16 protein-coding genes are annotated in these 16772 nt (G+C 69.7%); 8 read left to right on the forward strand and 8 right to left on the reverse strand.

The window, feature by feature from the left end:
* The first annotated feature begins 34 nt into the window (after nt 1-34).
* Nucleotides 35-1384 (forward strand): DUF2252 domain-containing protein, encoded by a 1350-nt coding sequence (locus tag DMC61_RS36750; RefSeq protein WP_125695131.1) that lies wholly within the window; start codon nt 35-37, stop codon nt 1382-1384.
* A gap of 18 nt (nt 1385-1402) precedes the next feature.
* Here DMC61_RS36750 and DMC61_RS36755 read toward each other — a convergent pair whose 3' ends face one another.
* From DMC61_RS36755 to DMC61_RS36765, 3 genes are all read right to left on the reverse strand, one after another.
* Entirely contained in the window at nt 1403-3970 is a 2568-nt protein-coding gene (locus DMC61_RS36755) for an FtsX-like permease family protein (protein ID WP_125695132.1), read from the reverse strand.
* 4 nt (nt 3971-3974) lie between these two features.
* On the reverse strand, nt 3975-4715 hold the full coding sequence (locus DMC61_RS36760; RefSeq protein ID WP_125695133.1) for an ABC transporter ATP-binding protein: 741 nt from the start codon (nt 4713-4715) through the stop codon (nt 3975-3977).
* Nucleotides 4716-4827: 112 nt separating this feature from the next.
* Nucleotides 4828-6234, reverse strand: a complete 1407-nt coding sequence (locus DMC61_RS36765) for an amidase (RefSeq protein WP_125695134.1) — start codon at nt 6232-6234, stop codon at nt 4828-4830.
* 160 nt (nt 6235-6394) lie between these two features.
* On the opposite strand from DMC61_RS36765, the gene DMC61_RS36770 reads away from it, so the two are divergent.
* Both DMC61_RS36770 and DMC61_RS36775 read left to right on the forward strand, forming a co-directional pair.
* The gene (locus DMC61_RS36770) at nt 6395-7717 is read left to right on the forward strand and encodes an MFS transporter (protein ID WP_125695135.1); all 1323 of its coding nucleotides are present in this window, start codon (nt 6395-6397) and stop codon (nt 7715-7717) included.
* Nucleotides 7714-8262, forward strand: coding sequence for a nuclear transport factor 2 family protein (locus tag DMC61_RS36775; RefSeq protein ID WP_125695136.1), 549 nt, complete (start codon nt 7714-7716; stop codon nt 8260-8262). The genes DMC61_RS36770 and DMC61_RS36775 overlap by 4 nt, the downstream gene beginning before the upstream one ends.
* A gap of 71 nt (nt 8263-8333) precedes the next feature.
* Here the strand turns inward: DMC61_RS36775 and DMC61_RS36780 are convergent, their stop codons facing one another.
* From DMC61_RS36780 to DMC61_RS36800, 5 genes are all read right to left on the reverse strand, one after another.
* Nucleotides 8334-8975, reverse strand: a complete 642-nt coding sequence (locus tag DMC61_RS36780; RefSeq protein WP_125695137.1) for a response regulator transcription factor — start codon at nt 8973-8975, stop codon at nt 8334-8336.
* Nucleotides 8976-8988: 13 nt separating this feature from the next.
* Nucleotides 8989-10209, reverse strand: coding sequence for an amidase (locus tag DMC61_RS36785; RefSeq protein ID WP_125695138.1), 1221 nt, complete (start codon nt 10207-10209; stop codon nt 8989-8991).
* Nucleotides 10206-10466 (reverse strand): hypothetical protein, encoded by a 261-nt coding sequence (locus tag DMC61_RS36790; RefSeq protein ID WP_125695139.1) that lies wholly within the window; start codon nt 10464-10466, stop codon nt 10206-10208. Before DMC61_RS36790 ends, DMC61_RS36785 begins: the two co-directional genes overlap by 4 nt.
* Nucleotides 10463-10963, reverse strand: coding sequence for a flavin reductase (locus DMC61_RS36795; RefSeq protein WP_063276534.1), 501 nt, complete (start codon nt 10961-10963; stop codon nt 10463-10465). The genes DMC61_RS36790 and DMC61_RS36795 overlap by 4 nt, the downstream gene beginning before the upstream one ends.
* Before the next feature lie 70 nt (nt 10964-11033).
* Complete coding sequence (locus DMC61_RS36800) at nt 11034-12521, reverse strand: PAS domain-containing sensor histidine kinase (RefSeq protein ID WP_125695140.1); 1488 nt, start codon at nt 12519-12521, stop codon at nt 11034-11036.
* 159 nt (nt 12522-12680) lie between these two features.
* On the opposite strand from DMC61_RS36800, the gene DMC61_RS36805 reads away from it, so the two are divergent.
* The 5 genes from DMC61_RS36805 to DMC61_RS36825 are packed head-to-tail and all read left to right on the forward strand — an operon-like array spanning nt 12681 to nt 16764.
* On the forward strand, nt 12681-13820 hold the full coding sequence (locus tag DMC61_RS36805) for an acyl-CoA dehydrogenase family protein (RefSeq protein WP_125695141.1): 1140 nt from the start codon (nt 12681-12683) through the stop codon (nt 13818-13820).
* 38 nt (nt 13821-13858) lie between these two features.
* Complete coding sequence (locus tag DMC61_RS36810; protein ID WP_016334550.1) at nt 13859-14230, forward strand: hypothetical protein; 372 nt, start codon at nt 13859-13861, stop codon at nt 14228-14230.
* Nucleotides 14231-14235: 5 nt separating this feature from the next.
* Nucleotides 14236-15531 (forward strand): Rieske 2Fe-2S domain-containing protein, encoded by a 1296-nt coding sequence (locus tag DMC61_RS36815; RefSeq protein WP_125695142.1) that lies wholly within the window; start codon nt 14236-14238, stop codon nt 15529-15531.
* Entirely contained in the window at nt 15524-16018 is a 495-nt protein-coding gene (locus tag DMC61_RS36820; RefSeq protein ID WP_125695143.1) for an aromatic-ring-hydroxylating dioxygenase subunit beta, read from the forward strand. Before DMC61_RS36815 ends, DMC61_RS36820 begins: the two co-directional genes overlap by 8 nt.
* A complete protein-coding gene (locus tag DMC61_RS36825) occupies nt 16015-16764 on the forward strand; it encodes an SDR family NAD(P)-dependent oxidoreductase (protein WP_125695144.1) in 750 nt (249 codons plus the stop codon). Before DMC61_RS36820 ends, DMC61_RS36825 begins: the two co-directional genes overlap by 4 nt.
* Nucleotides 16765-16772: the final 8 nt, after the last annotated feature.

The following is a 16772-nucleotide window of genomic DNA, read 5'->3' on the forward strand; positions in this document are numbered from 1 at the left end:
CCTGTGGCACCGTGAACGACGTCGGGAGGTCGTGATGGCAGGTGTGATCGAGTCGATCCGTGAGCAGGGCGAGGACGCTCGCCAGGCGCGGATCGTCGAGGTGCTGGTGGAGGCTTTCGAGGACCTCATGCGTGCGGACGCCGACGCGTTCCGCCGCAAGTTCCGCAAGATGGCCGCCGCCCCGTTCGCCTTCTACCGGGGCTCGGCATGCCTGTTCTATGCGGACATGGCGCACGAGGACGACCCGTGGTCGAACGCCGAGACCGGTCGCGTGTGGATCCAGGGCGACCTGCACGCCGAGAATTTCGGCAGTTACATGGATTCGTCCGGGACGCTGGTGTTCGACGTCAACGACTTCGACGAGGCCTACCTCGGCTGCTTCACCTGGGACCTCAAACGGCTGGCCGCCAGTGTCGCGCTGCTGGCGTGGAGCAAGGCGATCTCCGACGACGACATCGAGGCGCTGATCGGCACCTATCTGCGTGCCTACGTCAAACAGGTCCGCGAGTACGCCGAGCGCCCCGGCGACGAACTCGTCCGGCTCCAGCTGGACAGCACCGAGGGCGTCCTGCACAACGTCCTGCTCCGGGCCCGGCTCAAGACGCGGATCGATCTGCTCGACGAGCTGACCACCGTGGAGGACTACGACCGCAGGTTCCGGCACGGGCCGGGCGTCCGGGTCCTCGACCGGGCCGAGCGCGAGATCGCGACCAAGGCCTTCGAGTCCTATCTGGACACCATCCCGGAGAACAAGCGGTTCGGCAGTATCACCTACCGGGTCAAGGACATCGTCGGCCGGACCGGATTCGGCATCGGCTCCGCCGGGTTGCCCGCGTACAACATCCTCGTCGAAGGCCGGACCCAGGCGCTCGAGAACGACGTCGTCCTGTCGATGAAGCAAGGGAACGTCGCGGCGCCGAGCCGCATCGTCGCCGAGGAGCGCATCCGCGGCTACTTCACCAACGAGGGGCACCGCACCGCCGTCTCCCAGCGCGCGTTGCAGGCGCACGCGGACCCCTGGCTCGGATACACGGAGATCGACGGGACCGGTTTCGTCGTCTCGGAGTTGTCGCCCTACGTCGACGACCTGGACTGGTCGGAGCTGACCGAACCGTCGGAGATGGGGCCGGTCCTCGACTATCTCGGCCGCGCCACCGCGAAGATGCACTGTGTGTCCGATTCGGACTCCGAGCAGACACTGGTCGATTTCCAGAGCGAAGAGGCCATCGCCGGGGTCATCGGTGACCGCGAGGACGAGTTCGTCCGCACGCTGACCGAGTTCGGGATGGCCTACGCCGAGCAGTCGCGGGACGACCACCGCTTGTTCGTGGACGCCTTCCGCGGTGGGAAGATCCCCGCCGTCCGGCCGGCCGCCGAGGGCTGACCGGACGACGGGGACCGGCTATTCGCGGAGACCGATCGCCTCGATCGGCTTCGACCGCAGCGCCACGCGGGTGGCGAGGCCGAGCGAGAGCAGGCCGAGCAGGATCGCCCCGGCGATGACCCCGCCGAAGACGGTGACCGTGCCCGACGGCAGCGGTGTCCCGCGCAGGCCGAGGTTCAGCAGCACCAGGGGGATCCCCGCCACCACGGTGCCCAGCAGGGCCGCGACCCCGACCGTCGCCAGCGCCTCGAACCGCATCATCCGCACCACCTGGCGTTTCGTGGTGCCGATCAGGCGCAGCAGCGCGAACTCCCGCGAGCGCTGCGCCGTGCTCATCACCAGCGTGTTCGCCACCGAGATCACGACGTAGCCGAGGATCACCCCGACCGCGACCAGGTTCACGTAGAACTGGGCGTCCTGCTGCCCGTTCGCGGGCGCGGCCACCGCCGACCCCGGCGTCACGGCCAGGCCGGGATAGCGGGCCCCAAGTTCGTTCAGCGCGGCGGTCACGGCGGCGGGATCCGCGTCGGGTTGCCGCCGCACCAGCACCGAATCGTCCATCCGGTCGCCGGTGTGCGCCCTCGCGAGTTCGGCGGGCAGCACGTACCGGCCGAAAGCCTGCTCACGGGTGTAGGTGGCGACCAGCCGCAGCTTCGCCGGAGAGCCGTCACCGAAGAAGAACTCGACCTCGTCGCCGATCTTCTTCTCGTACCAATCGGCTTCCGACTCGCTCATCGCCACGGTGTTCCCGGTCAGGTCGGTGATCCTGCCCGACACGACACCCAGATCGACGTTCCCGCGGACCTGCGCGCCGTCCAGTCCCTGCGCCGCGTACCGCTCGACGCGCAGTTTGTCCTGCTCCTGCACCGTGTTCAGCACCTCGGTGCGCACGACCGGCGTCGCGGCGGAGACACCGGGGACCCGCCGTGCCGCCTCGGCGACCTCCGGGGACAGCCCGCCGGCGCCACTGGCGAGCACGTAGTCCGCCGTGGTCGACTCGACGGTCTCCTCCTGGCGTGCCGCGGCCGCCGAGGTTTGGCTGTAGAACATCGTCAGCGCGAACGAGACCGCCAGCATCACCGGCGTCACCGCGGCCGCCAGCCGTCGCGAGTTGGCCTGGCTGTTCGCGGCGGCCAGGTAGCCGCTGATCCGCGAAGTCCGGTTCAGCACCGGGGCGATCAGCCGGGTCATGAGCGCGACCACCTTCGGGCCGAGCACGCCCAGTCCGATCACGATCACCAGCGCCGAACTGCCCGAAGCCGCAAGCCCCGCCTCACCGCGTACGAAGATCGGGACCATCGACCCGGCGAAACCGGCCACCACCAGCGCGCAGCCGACGATGAGGCGCACCCGGCCGAGTTCGCGCCGCTCCACCGCGGCCTCGCCGAGGGCCTCCACCGGGCGGATCGACGACGGACGCCGCGAAGCCGACCAGGCGGCCAACCGTGCCGTGCCCAAGCCCAGCACCAGCGCGGCGACGAGCGGGATCGGGCTGATCGCCAGTTCGAAGTCCGGCGGGATCACCCCGATGGCACCGAAGGCGTTCCGCAGGCCGAAGCCCACCGCCACCCCGAGTCCGCTGCCCAGCACCCCGGCGACCGAGGCGACCAGCATCGTCTCGGCGCCGATCAGCTTGCGGATCTGCTGCGGTGTCGCCGCGATCGCCCGCAGCAGGGCGAACTCCCGGCGACGCTGGTTGATGACGAGCGCCAGCGTGCTGGCCACGACGAACACCGCGATGAGGAGCGCGAAACCGCCGAACGAGCCCGCGAGCGCCATCAGCAGCATCCGGGTCTGGCTGACGTCGAGGAATTCGACCGTGCTGCGCTCGACCCCGGTCGCCACCGTCACCTTGTCGCCGACCGCGGCGCTGATCTTCTCGGCGAGGTCGCCCGGCGTGACACCGGGCTCAGCCAGCACGCCGATCGCGTGCGCCTGCCCCGGCGTCCCGGCGAGTTCGACGGCCTTCTCCGGTGAGAAGAACAGCGCGGACTGCCGCGTGAGGCCATCGCCCGTCTTCGGGGCGGCGATCCCGGAGACCCGGAACTCGACCGGTGCCGAACGGACGGCGATCTTCACCCGCTGCCCGACCGACACGCCGCTCCGCGACGCCAGGTCCGCGTCCAGGACCACCTCGTCGGCACCGGCGGGCGCGCGGCCGTCACGCAGGGAGAACGGCGCCAGCACGGCGGCGTCCCAGTTGTGACCGAGCGACTGGCCGCCTTCCGGCCCGTTCAGCGCCCGGCCGTCGGCGGTCACCACGGTGGCCGGGAAGCTCTGCTCCGCCACCACACCCCGGACGCCGGGCAGCGCGGTGATCGCCCCGGTGAGCGTCACCGGCACCGACGCCTGCTCGGCGACCTGCTGGCTGTCGAGCGCGCCGGTCCCGGGCGGTGCGACCGTCTGCCCGCCGCCCACGACGACCGCCGCGTCGGCGTACCGCTGGGTGGGGACACCGGCGCGCAGACCGGATTCCATCAGGACGCCGCAACCGGCGACCAGCGCCGTCCCGCACAGGATCGCGACGAACGCGCCGACGAAACCGCTCAAGCGGGTCTTCGTCGTCTGCCAGGCCAAATCCCACATGACGTCACCACTCCCCGAGGTGGGTCATGCGCTCGGCGACGCGGTCCGGCGTCGGCGCCGGGAGGTGCCCGGCCAGCCTGCCGTCGGCGAGGAACAGCACGCTGTGCGCGGCCGACGCCGCGACCGGGTCATGGGTGACCATCAGCACGGTCTGCCCCATACTGTCCACAATGGAGCGAAGAAGGTCGAGGACCTGTTTCGCGGTGCGCGTGTCCAGCGCCCCGGTCGGCTCGTCGGCGAGGACGACCTCCGGCCGGGTGACCAGCGCGCGGGCGATCGCGACCCGCTGCTGCTGGCCACCGGACAGTTCGGACGGACGGTGTTCGAGCCGCTTCGCGATCCCCACGCCCTCGACGATCTCGCGCAGCCACTGCGGGTCCGGCTTCTTCCCGGCCAGCCGCATCGGCAACGTGATGTTCTGCAGCACGTTCAGCGACGGCAGCAGGTTGTAGGCCTGGAACACGAACCCGATGCGCGTCCTCCGCAGCTCGGTGAGCGCTTTCTCACGCATCCTGCTCAGTTCCGTGTCCCCCAGCAGCACCCGGCCCGAGCTCGGCTTGTCCAGCCCGGCCGCGCAGTGCAGGAAGGTGCTCTTGCCCGAGCCCGACGGTCCCATCACCGCGGTGAACGTGCCCCGGCGCACTTCGACGGTCACCCCGTTCAAAGCCGTGACCGCGCCGTCGCCGGATCCGTAGACCTTGCTCACGGATTCCAGCGTCAAGGCGCACGCGCCCCCTGAATTCATCATTTCCCCTTAGCGGTGGTGATCTCTCCCGCCAAACGTACGGTCGGCGAGGGCTCGGATCGATCCCGCGTGAGGGAAGACTCGTGGTAGCGCTGGCACCACCACGAGACGGTCAGACCGGCCTGCGAGCGGTGTGACCGTTCGCCTGCTCCAGCGCGTGCGCGATCCCCAGCGCTCGCAGATCGGCATGGTGTGGCGTGACCACTTGGACCCCGACCGGCAGCCCATCGGTGGTGAAACCCGCGGGGACGGCCGTGGCCGGGCACTCCGTGGCCGAAATCAAGTAGGCCGTCCGCATCCAGTGCAGATAGTCCTCGACCTCGGTCCCGCCCACGCTCTTCGGGTACTCCAGCTCCGCGTCGAACGGAAGGACCTGGCTGGCGGGGAGAACGACGGCGTCCACTTCGGAGAAGAACGCGCGGACGCGGTGGAACAGTTCGGTGCGCAGCCGGTTGGCGGTCGCGATGTCCGCGCCGGTGAGCGCGCGTCCTTTCGCGACATTCCAGCGGACGGTCTCCTTGACCTTGTCCGGTTCACCGTCGACGAGATCACCGACCGACTGCGCGTAGTTCAGGGCGCGGAAGGTACGGAAGACCTCCTCCGCCCCGGTCAGATCCGGGCAGCCCGAGACGACCTCGGCACCGAGGCGGCGCAGAACGTCCACCTGGTCTTCCACGATCGCCGCGACCTCGGCGTCGACGGGCACCCGGCCGCCGAGATCGGGCGACACCGCGACGCGCAGCCCGTCCAGCCGGGTCGGCAATCCGGCCGCGAACACGCTGCCGGATTCGGCCAGCGACAGCGGAGCGCGGTCGTCGGGACCCGCCTGCACCGACAACAGCAGCGCCGTGTCGGCGACCGTGCGTCCCATCGGGCCTTGGACGCCCAGGGTGAACCAGGCGTCCCGCGCCGGCCAGGTCGGGACCCGCCCGGGGCTCGGGCGGTGGCCGACGACGTTGCAGAACGAGGCGGGATTCCGCAGCGATCCGCCCATGTCGCTGCCGTCGGCCAGCGACGTCATCCCGGCCGCGAGCGCGGCGGCGGCACCCCCGCTCGAACCACCCGCCGAACGGTCCGGCGCGTAGGGATTGCGGGTCAGGCCGAACACCGGGTTGAAGGTGTGCGAGCCCGCGCCGAACTCGGGCACGTTCGTCTTGCCGAAGACGATCGCACCCGCGGCGCGCATCCGGGCGACGACGAGTTCGTCGGCGTCGGGAACGTTGTCCGCGAACGCGGGCGAGCCGAAGGTGGTGCGCATCCCGGCCGTCGCGTGGAGATCCTTCACGGCGAGCGGAAGCCCGTGCAGCGGTCCGAGCGACCGCCCGGCCGCCCGTGCTTCGTCGGCCGCCGCGGCGGCGGTCCGTGCGCTCTCCTCGTCGATGCTGACGACGGCGTTCAGTGCCGGGTTCAGCTCCGCCACGCGACCGAGGGTGGCGTCGAGCAGTTCCCTCGCCGACAACTCGCCGGTGGCCAGCAACTCGGCCTGGGTGGTGGCGGGCAGATCGTTGACGGCGCTCACGCGCGGACCTCCTTCATGTCGGGAACCGGGTAGGGAAAACCTTCAGCCGGGGAACGGGTTCCTCCACTTGGCGCGGTACTTCGACCTTCCTACCTTGAGACGAACGTTGCCGGGAGGGGTGCAACGTCGACCGCCCGTCACCGTTCAAGGAAGAGCGCGCATGACAGCATCCACCGCTCCATCCAAGACCACCTCGACCCAGACCCGCCGGCTCGCGATCGGCGCGGGTGCCGGGACCTCGCTGGAGTTCTTCGACTTCTCCATCTACACCGTCGCCTCCGCGCTGGTCTTCCCCAAGGTGTTCTTCTCCGGCGACACCGATCCCTGGTTCGCCTCGTTCATGAGCCTGGCGACCTACACGATCGGCTACGTCGTCGCGCCGCTCGGCGCGATCGTGATGGGCTGGGTCGGCGACCGCTACGGCCGCCGCCGCGCCATGCTCATCACCTTCTACCTCATGGGCGCGGCCACCGTCCTGATGGGACTCTTGCCCGGGTACGCCACCATGGGCGTCGCGGCGCCGTTCCTGCTCGTCCTGTTGCGTCTGGTGCACGGCTTCTCCCGGGGCGGCGAGCTGGGCGGGGCGTCGGTACTCGCCGTCGAGCACGCGCCGCCGTCACGACGGGCGGCGTTCGGCGCCTTCGTCGCCTTGGGCTCACCGCTCGGCGCGCTGCTGGCGAACCTCGCCTTCGTGCTGATCTTCTACTTGCCGCAAGGGGTCGTCACCAGCTGGGGCTGGCGGATCCCGTTCATCGCGGGCGCGGTCGTCCTCGCCATCGGTGTCTGGGCGCGGCGGGCGCTCGAGGAATCGCCCGTGTTCCAGGAGCTCGCGGCCAGCAAACTGGACGAGAAGATCGTCAAGATCCCGATCTGGAACGTCATCCGCGACAACTGGGGCAGGCTGCTGCTCGCGGCCGGCGCGAACACCGGGCTCAACGGCGTCATGTTCGTGCTGGCCGGGTTCATGCTCTCCTACGCCGCCGGCCCCGCGCCGAAGGGTCTCGGCCTGGACATCCAGGACGTGCTGTGGTGCACGTTGCCCGGCCTCGCGATCCACGCGGTGACGGTGGTGCTCGGCGCCCGGCTCTCCGACCGGCTCGGCCGCAAACCGGTGATGCTCGCGGCGTCCGTCGCGGTCCTGGCGTACATGTTCGTGCTCTTCCCGATCGCGCGGGTCGGCACGCTGACCGCCTGGGCGCTCGCCATCGCCGGTGGTTTCGCGCTCACCGGATTCCTGTTCGGTCCGCTGATCACCTACCTGACGGAACTGTTCACGCCCGAACAACGGCAGTCCGGCGCCGGGCTCGCGTACCAGATCGGTGCGGTGCTCGGCGGCGGCCTCGCACCGTCGATGGCGAACCGGCTCATCGAATGGACCGGCACGTCGACGTCGGTCGGCTACTACCTGGCGGGCGGGATGGCACTGACCGTCGTCTGCCTGCTGGCCCTTCCCGAAACCGCACCCGTGAGGACCCACCGATGAACGACGAACTCACCGAACTCCGGCGCCGCGTCGAGATGCTGGAGGCCGAGGCCGAGATCCGCCGCGTGCAGGCGCGCTACATGTTCCTCTGCGACACGCCGTGCCCGGAGTACGGCGTCACCGACGACGAGCGGCGCATCGACCTGATCCTCGACCTGTACGCCGAGGACGCGGTCTGGGAGGGCGTCGGCGAGTACTACGAGGGGCAGTTCGGCCGTGCGGTGGGCAAGGACGCGATCCGGGCGCATTTCGGGCGGTTCTGGGGTGAGAAACGGGACCCGGCGCTGGTCCTCAACGCGCACTACCTGACCTCGGAGCAGATCCACGTCGACGGCGATCGGGCCGACGGGCAATGGATCCACGTCCAGCCTTGGCTGTACGCCGACGGGACGGGACTGCTGCGATCGAGCAGGCTCAACAACGCGTTCCGGCGTCAGGACGGGCGTTGGCTCATCACCCGTACGCGGACCGAGAACGTCTTCATCGCCCCGCTGCCCGCGGGGTTCGCTTCGGACTTCCCTGCAGCTTCGGTGCTGATGGCTTGATCGCGTGTCGTGAGTGGCGATTCGTGTTCTAACCCGAATCGCCACTCACGACCACTTGGACCGATCGGCACCTACACGGTGACCTGGTGCTGAAGCACATCGCGCACCAAAGTGCCCAGGCTGTCCGACTCGGTCTTGGCCTTGATCCGGGCCCGGTGCACATCGACGGTCTTCACGCTCGTGCCCAGCTGCCGCGCGATCAGCTGGCTGGGCAGACCGTCGATCACCAGCCGGAGCACCTCGCGTTCGCGCGGGGTCAGCGTCGCGATCCGCTCGGTGACGGCTTTCCGGCAGGCGGCCTCCGCGAACCGTTCCGCCGCGACCACCAGCTGCGCCTGGACGACCTCCAGCATCCGCTGCGGCTCGTACGGCTTCTCGAGGAAGTCGACGGCGCCGAGGCGGAGCGCCCGCACCGACATCGGGATGTCGCCGTGCGCGGAACAGAAGATCACCGGGGCCGGGAATTCGCGGGCGACCAGCTTCTCCTGCAGTTGCAGGCCGCTGAGCCCCGGCATCCGGACGTCGACGATCAGCACGCTCGGCTCGTCCGGGTCGAACTCCTCCAGGAACGTCGGCCCGTCCGGGTAGACGAGCGCCTGGATGCCGACGCTCTCCAGCAGGAACACCAGGGATTGGCGGATGGCCTCGTCGTCGTCGACGATGTAGACCACCGGCGACGTCTCGCCGCCGGACGCGGAATCGGTGGTGACCATGGAGAGCTCCCTATCATGAATCCCCGGCGAGCACCCGCTCCGCCCAGCACGCGTGGCCGAGCAGTTCGTTCTCCCCACCATGGCGGCCGACGAGTTGCAGACCCAGCGGCAGCCCCGCCGTGTCGGTGAAGCCGGGCAAGGCGACCACGGGCAGGCCGAGTGCCTGCCAGCCCCGGCTCAGCACCGGGTTCCCCGTCGCCTCCAGTCCGGGTGGCGCCGCGCCGGGCGCGGCCGGGCCGAGCACGACGTCGAACATCTCCGCGAGCCGCACCGCGCCGTCGGCGATGGTCGCGCGGGCGGCTTCGTACTCGTCGGCCGAAGTCGCGGCACCGGCCCGGAGCAGTTGTGCCAAAGGCACGCTCAACCGCTCGGCCACGGCGAGTTCCGCGGCCCGTTCCTGCGCCGCCTCATAGGCCATCACGACCGGATGCGCGGCCGTGAGCTCGGCCATCAGTCGTTCGTCGCGGAACGGCTCGACGGTCGCCCCTGCTTCGTGCAGACGCTTCGACGCCTGGTTCAACGCATGCCGCATCGGTGTTTCGACGACGTCGAGCGCGTCGGCGGACCACACCAGGATCCGCGGCGGACGCGGTTCCTGCGCGGGATCGTCGGTCAGCGCGTGCCACGCGATCGCGAGGTCGGCGGCCGTGGCCGCGAAGACGCCGTGGCTGTCCAGACTGGGGCTCAATCCCGTCACCCCGGTGACCGGGTACCGGCCGTGGCTCATCACCAGCGACGCGACCCCGCAGTACGACGCCGGCCTGGTGACCGACCCGGCGGTCTGCGAACCGAGCGCCAACGGCACCTGCCCGGACGCGACCGCCGCGGCCGACCCGCTCGACGAGCCGCCCGGGGTGTGACCGGGAGCAGCGGGATTCCGGGTCGGGCCAGGGGCGAAGAACGCGAACTCGGTCGTGACCGTCTTTCCGAGCGGAGCCAGTCCGGCCGCGCGCCACGCGGTCACGATCGCCGCGTCCGAAGCCGCCGGAGCGGCTTCCGCGCGCAGCGTCGAACCGCAACGGGTGGGCACACCCGCCAAGTCGATGATGTCCTTGACCCCGAGTGGCACACCCGCGCCCGGCAGGAAGTCCGTCCGGTCGACCCAGGCGTGCAGATCCGAGTCCGTCCCGGCGATCCGGGCGAGCGCGCGTTTCGCAGCCGCTTCCGGAGTGGTCCGCCCCAGCCGCAGGTCCTGGACGAGTTCCCGCAGCGACCACGGGCGCACGAGGTTCACTCGTCCTCCCACGCGGCATCCGCTTCCCAATAGTCCACGCCGCCCGCGCTGACCCCGTGCCGCCACTCCGACGTCCGCTTCAGCCGGGGTTCGACCCGCGCCGTCACCTCGTCGGCGGCGTCGGGACCGTCGGCCGGGGCCTGCCAATGGACCCAGTTCAGCTCACGGCCCTCGGAGTCGTGCACGAACAGATCCACATGGCGCCAGCCGTAGCCGTGGTTGTCGTTGTAACACATCAACGTGGTGCGCTCGCTCATGGCGCGATCCGGTGGAATTCGCGCCGGAAGTAGGCGAGACCACCGGCCTCCTCGTCGACGAAGACGTCTTCGACCTCGACGAAGAGCACCGTGTGCGTCCCTTGGGTGAACTCGGCGCCGACTCCTCCGATGAGGACGGCGGCCGCGTCACGGACCACGGGGATGCCGAACCTGTCGTGATCCCAGACCTCGAACCGGAACCGGTCGAGCATCGGCACGTCCGTCGCACCGGCGAACTGCAGGGCGAGATCCTCGTGCTGGGCGGCCAGGACGTTGATGGCCATCCTGCCGTTGGTCCGGAAGATGTCGTGTGTGTAGCTCGACTGGTTGACGCAGACCAGCAGCGTCGGCGGCGAGTCGGTGACCGAGCAGACCGCGCTCACCGTGATGCCGGCACGGCCGCTGACGCCGTCGGTGGTGACGATGTTGACAGCCGTCGAAAGGTTCGCCATCGCCGCGCGGAACCGTCGCTGGGTGGTGGTCAGCTCATCGGGCATACCCCGACGCTAGAGCCGTGGCCGAAACCGGCGATATCCCGAGTTCCACCGCGCCGCCTGAGGATTTCCCTTACGTGGCCAGCGGCAGGGCGAACCCGAACCGCGAGCCGCCACCGTCCCGCCGCTCGGCCCAGATGCTCCCGTGCTGCCGGGTGATGATGCGATGGCTCAGCGCCAGCCCGATCCCGCTGCCACCGGGTTTGCTGGTGAACGACTCGGCGAACGGATCCCTGGCGACGCCGCGGCCGTGATCGTCGACGGTGAGGACGCCGACCCCCTCCTTGGCCCGGGTGCCCACCGTGATCCGCCGCTGCACGGGTTCGCATTCGGTGGTCTCGTCGATCGCGTTGAGGCAGAGGTTCATCACCACCTGCCCGGTGAGGACGCGTTCGCACCGCACCAGCACCGGTGCCGGATCGAGCCGGACCTCGACGGCGACCGAGTTCGGCGCGGCGCTCAGCTCGATGAAGTACAGGCACTCCCGGACGATCTCGTTGAGGTCGACCACCTGCTCGACCTGTTCCAGATGCCCGACGAAGGACCGCAGTGAACCGACGATGTCCTTGGCCCGGTCGATCTGGCGGGCGACGCTGTCCAGGCCGTAGCCCATCTGCTCGCGGACGTCGCCGCCGTCCGCGATCGTGGCCGCACGCGCCCGGATACCCGCGATGAAGTTCGCGGCGGCGGCCAGCGGCTGCCCGAGTTCGTGCGCGATCGCCATCGCCATGTCCCCCATGGCGTTGTAGCGCGCCAGGTAGTTCTCGTGCCGCAGCTCCAGTTCTCGCCGGGCTTCGCCGCGGACGCGCTCGGACACGTCGTGCAGGATCATCAGATACGCGTCGACCTCGGATTCGGAAAGCCGCTCCAGACTCCCTTCCAGCCAGGTCGAGCTCTCCCCCGGCAACTCCAGCTGCACCGGCCCGACCGGATCGGCGCCGGCGACCACTTCGGCCCAGCGCACCGGCCTGCCGCCCAGATACAGCCGCGCGTACGCGGTCAGCGGCTCGCCTGCCAGGCGGTCGTCGTCGCCGGTCAGGCCGAGGAAGGTCAGCGCGCTGTCCGTCGCGAACCGCACCGAGCCGGCGGCGTCGAGCATGAACGCCACGGTCGAGGTGTGCCGCGCCAGCGCGTCGACGTACGACGTGGTCAGCTTCAGCTCCCGTTCGATCTCTTCCGCGCGCTGGATGTCGCGGAACTGGACCATCACCGCGGGCCCGCGCTCCAGCTCGACCCGGATGGCGACCGCGTCGGTGGGGATGACCCGGCCGGATTTGCTCCGGTAGTGCCACACGATCCGGCTCGAACCGTGTTCCACCGCCGCCTGGAGCCACGCCCGTCCGATCACCCGGTCGTACTGCTGGGCGGAGCTGCTCATGTGGTTGGCCTTGAGCGGGCGCAGCTCGGAAAGACTGAATTCGAGCATTTCGCACGCGGCGGGATTGGCCCACAGGATGTTCTTGGTCGCCGCGTCGTGGACCAGCACGCACACCTTCGAGGCGTTCATCATCGCCACGAAGTCGCCGGTGGCCAGCTCGGGCGCGATCGGGTCGACCTCCACGGGCTCAGCATAGGAGTTCGCCGCCGGACCCTCCGGTAAGGATTTCCCCTACCCCTCTGCGTGGGAATCCCCGGCCGTCGGCAGGCAATGACCAATGGCCACGCGCGGCGGTGATCCCTAGCGTCGGAGACATCTTCCCTACGACGCGAGGAGCGCCCGATGGCCCAGATCCAGGAGAGCCCGGCCGTGACACTCGACGATGTCCTGGCCGAACTCCTCGAGCGCCGTCAGGAGTTCCGCGACCAGCGGTACGTCTCCCGCGACTTCGTCGGCAGGCTCAAGGCGGCGGGCGTCTACCGGTCCGCGACGCCGGAACGGTTCGGCGGCAGGCCCCTGCCCCCGGCCGAATTCCTGCGGACGGTGGAGCGGATCTCCGTCGTCGACGGATCCACCGGCTGGGTGGCCAGTTTCGGCTCCGCGCTGGTCTATCTCGCGGCGCTGCCCGTCGAGACGCAGGCCGAGCTGTACGCCGACGGTCCGGACGTGTGCTTCGCCGGTGGTCTCTTCCCCGTGCAACGAGCCGAGCCCACCGCCTCCGGCTTCCTGGTCGACGGACGCTGGAAGTTCGCGAGCGGCTGTATGGGCGCGGACGTCCTGGGCGTCGGCATCCCGGGGGACGACACGACCGCCGGAAAGCCGCGCACCGCCCTGCTGCGGCCCGAGCAGGTCGAGATCGTCCAGGAGTGGGACGTCGTCGGGATGAAGGGCACCGGTTCCTTCGACCTGGTCGTCGACAAGGTCGAGGTGCCACGCGAATGGACGTTCATCCGCGGCGGTGAGCCCACCATCGACGAGCCGCTGTACCGCTACCCCACGCTCGCGTACGCCTCCCAGGTGCTGGCGGTCGTCGGCGCGGGGGTCGCCCGCGCGGCACTCGACTTCGCGACCGAGGTCGGCAGCGGCCGTTCGGGCGTCACGGGTGCGCCGAAACTCGCCGACCGCGCCTACTACCGGACGGGACTCGCCGAAGCCGAGGCGACGATGCGTTCCGCGCGGGCGTACTTCTACGAGGTCACCGACGAGGCGTGGCAGACCGTGCTGGACGGCGATCCCGTGGCGCCACACCAGAACGCCCATCTCCGGCTGGCCTCGACCCATCTCGCGAAGACCGCCGCCGAGACCGTCAACCGGGTCATCGGCCTGTCCGGGACGGGTGCCATCGCCACGGACCATCCGTTGCAGTGGCTGCTCGGCGACGCCCTGGTCCCGCAGCAGCACGCCTTCCTGGGACCGGCCATGTACGACGCCGCGGGTGCCGTGCTGATGGGCCATCCGCCCACCGTTCCCGGCTTCCAGTGACCCACCACCGACCGCTGACGAGGAGTTGGACCACCACCATGAGCGATACCCCGCTGCGCGTGCTGTTCTGCATCGGTATCAACCAGAACTTCTTCGACCTGCCCGAAGGCGGCGTCGCCGCCGGCGACGTCTGGACCGCCTTCGTCGCATTGATGGACGGCATCAAGGGCCTGCCCGGCGTGGACTTCATCGGCGACATCGACGACGACTCGCATATGGTCGGCCCGTCCGACGGCTGGCCGTGGACCTGTTACCTGCTCTGCGACGTCGACACGCAGGAGACCGTCAAGAAGGCGTGCGACTTCCTGCGCACCACACCGGTCGGCGACAGCCCGTGGAAGCTGTGGAAGTACGCCAAGATCGAAGCGCGCATCGGCCGCGCCCTCACTCCGCGCGAATACCGGGGCTGATCGCGATGACCGAATTCACCGCCGCCACCGTGTACGACCTCCCGCCCGCGGACCTCGTCCTCGGCGACCGGGTCGCCGGCCGGATGTACACCGACCCCGCGATCTTCGACCAGGAGATGACGAAGATCTTCGAGCGGTCCTGGATCTGGGTCGCCCACGAATCGGAACTGCCCAAGGCCGGCAGCTTCAAATCGACCCATGTCGGGCGCCATCCGGTCATCGTCACCAAGGACCGCAAGGGCGAGATCCGTACGCTCGTGAACCGCTGCCGCCACCGGGGCGCGTCGCTCTGCGAGAAGAAGACCGGCCACGCCAACGGGTTCACCTGTCCGTATCACGCCTGGTCCTACGGGCTGGACGGCAAACTGCGCGGCATCCCGTATCCCGACGGGTACGAGGGCGTCATGGACAAGGCCGATCTCGGGTTGAAGACCCTGCGCACCGAGTCCTACGGCGGGATGATCTTCGCGACCTTGAACACCGAGGCCGAGCCGCTGGCCGACTTCCTCGGTGACGTCAAGCTGTGGATCGATCGCTTCATGGCGCAGGGCGGCGGTTACCCGGTGAAGGTGCTCGGCACCCACCGGTTCACCTATCGGGGCAACTGGAAGATCCAGCTGGAGAACACCACCGACGGGTACCACTTCCCCATCGTGCACCGCTCCTGGATGGCCTCGGTCGACGCGGAAACCGCCGAGATGATGTCGTTCATGACCGATCCGACGGCGGTCACCCACGATCTGGGGAACGGCCACTCTGTGATGCAGATGGTCCCCGAACACTCCGATCTGAACGCGGACGACGGCAGCGAACCGCTCCAGCCGCGCTTCGACGGACTGGTCGCCCGGCTCGAAGCCGCGGGGGCGGACGAGGCCGAGATCCGCAGGCTCGTCCGTGCCGTGCACGGCACGGGGTTCAACCTCAACCTGTTCCCGAACGTGTCGATGTCGATCTCGTTCTTCCGGGTGCTGCGGCCGATCAGCGTCGACGAGACCGTGATCGAGCACGTCGCCCTCGGCAGCGACGGCCCGGCCGAGATCGTCGGACCGGTCAACCGGGAGCGGCTGCGCGCCCACGAACATTTCCAGGGCCCGTTCGGATTCGGCACCCCGGACGACTCCGAGGGCTGGGACCGGGTGCAGCGCGGCGCCCAGGGCGCACCCGAACTGCCGATCATGGTCAACCGCGGTCTCGGTCGCGAGAAGCCCTCCGCCGAGGGCTGGCCGACCAGCCACGTCACCGACGAGACCGGGATGCGGGCGGCGTACGCCCAATGGAAGCGGATGATGAGCGATGACTGAGACCCTCACCGATCCCCGCGTGGTCCGCGCGATCGAACTGGCGTGGCGCGAGGCCGCGCTGCTGGACGCCAAGGATTACGAGACCTGGCAAGGGCTTTACGCCGAAGACGCGAGGTACGTCATCCCGATCGACCGCGACGCCGAGGATTTCGACGACGTCCTCAACATGGTCAACGACGACGCCCGGATGCGCGGACTGCGCGTGCGGCGGATGACCGAGGGCTACGCGATCGCCGCGGTGGACTCGGCGATCACCGTGCGGACCGTCTCGCGTTTCATCCCCACGGACGTCGACGACCGGTCGGTCACGCTCAAGGCCGCCCAGATCATCGTGGCGTACAAACGCGGCCGTCACGACCTCTGGGCCGCGGACGTCGACTACGTCGTCCGCCTCGGTGCCAGTGCCAGTGAAGACCGCTTCGCCCGCAAGGTCGTCCGGCTGGTCAACGCCGACGAAGCCGTTCCCGCCGCGGGATTCCTGCTGTGAGCGGCAACGCGCCGGTCGCCGTGATCACCGGCGGGGCGACCGGGCTCGGCGAGCAGATCGCACGGCGCCTGCACAGCGGCGGCCACCGGGTGGCGATCGCCGATCTCGACGAGGCGGCCGCGAAACGGCTCGCGACCGAATTGGACCGGACCGGGGCACACGCCCAGAGCTACCGCGTCGACGTCGCCAGCCGCCCGGACATCGATCAGCTGCTCGCGTCGGTGCTGGGCGACTTCGGCGGGGTGCAGGTGCTGGTCAACAACGCCGCCCGCACCCAAGCACGACCGTTGCTGGAGATCACGCCGCAGGAGCTCGACGAGGTGATGGCGGTGAACTTCAACGGCACCTTCCACGCCTGTCAGCTGTTCGGCGCGCACATGGCCGAAGCCGGATACGGCCGGATCGTCAACCTGGCCTCGCTGGCCGGGCAGAACGGCGGCACCTCGACCGGCGGGCACTACGCGTCCTCCAAGGGCGCGATCCTCACGGCGACCAAGGTGTTCGCCCGCGAGCTCGCCGCACGGGGAGTCACGGTGAACGCGGTCTCCCCCGGACCGCAGGACAGCCCCATGGTCCACCGCATCGTCGGCGAGGAGAACCTCGCGAAGCTGACGGCCGGCATCCCGGTCGGACGGCTGGGCAGCATGACGTTCATCGCCGAGATGGTGGCGCTGCTCGCCTCCCCCGAAGCCGCCTCCGTCACCGGCGCCTGCTGGGACGCGAACGGCGGCCTGTTCATGCGCTGACCAGGAGG

Origin of the sequence: Amycolatopsis sp. WAC 04169, from assembly GCF_003947535.1 — a bacterium.
In the GTDB taxonomy this organism is placed as follows: domain Bacteria; phylum Actinomycetota; class Actinomycetes; order Mycobacteriales; family Pseudonocardiaceae; genus Amycolatopsis; species Amycolatopsis keratiniphila.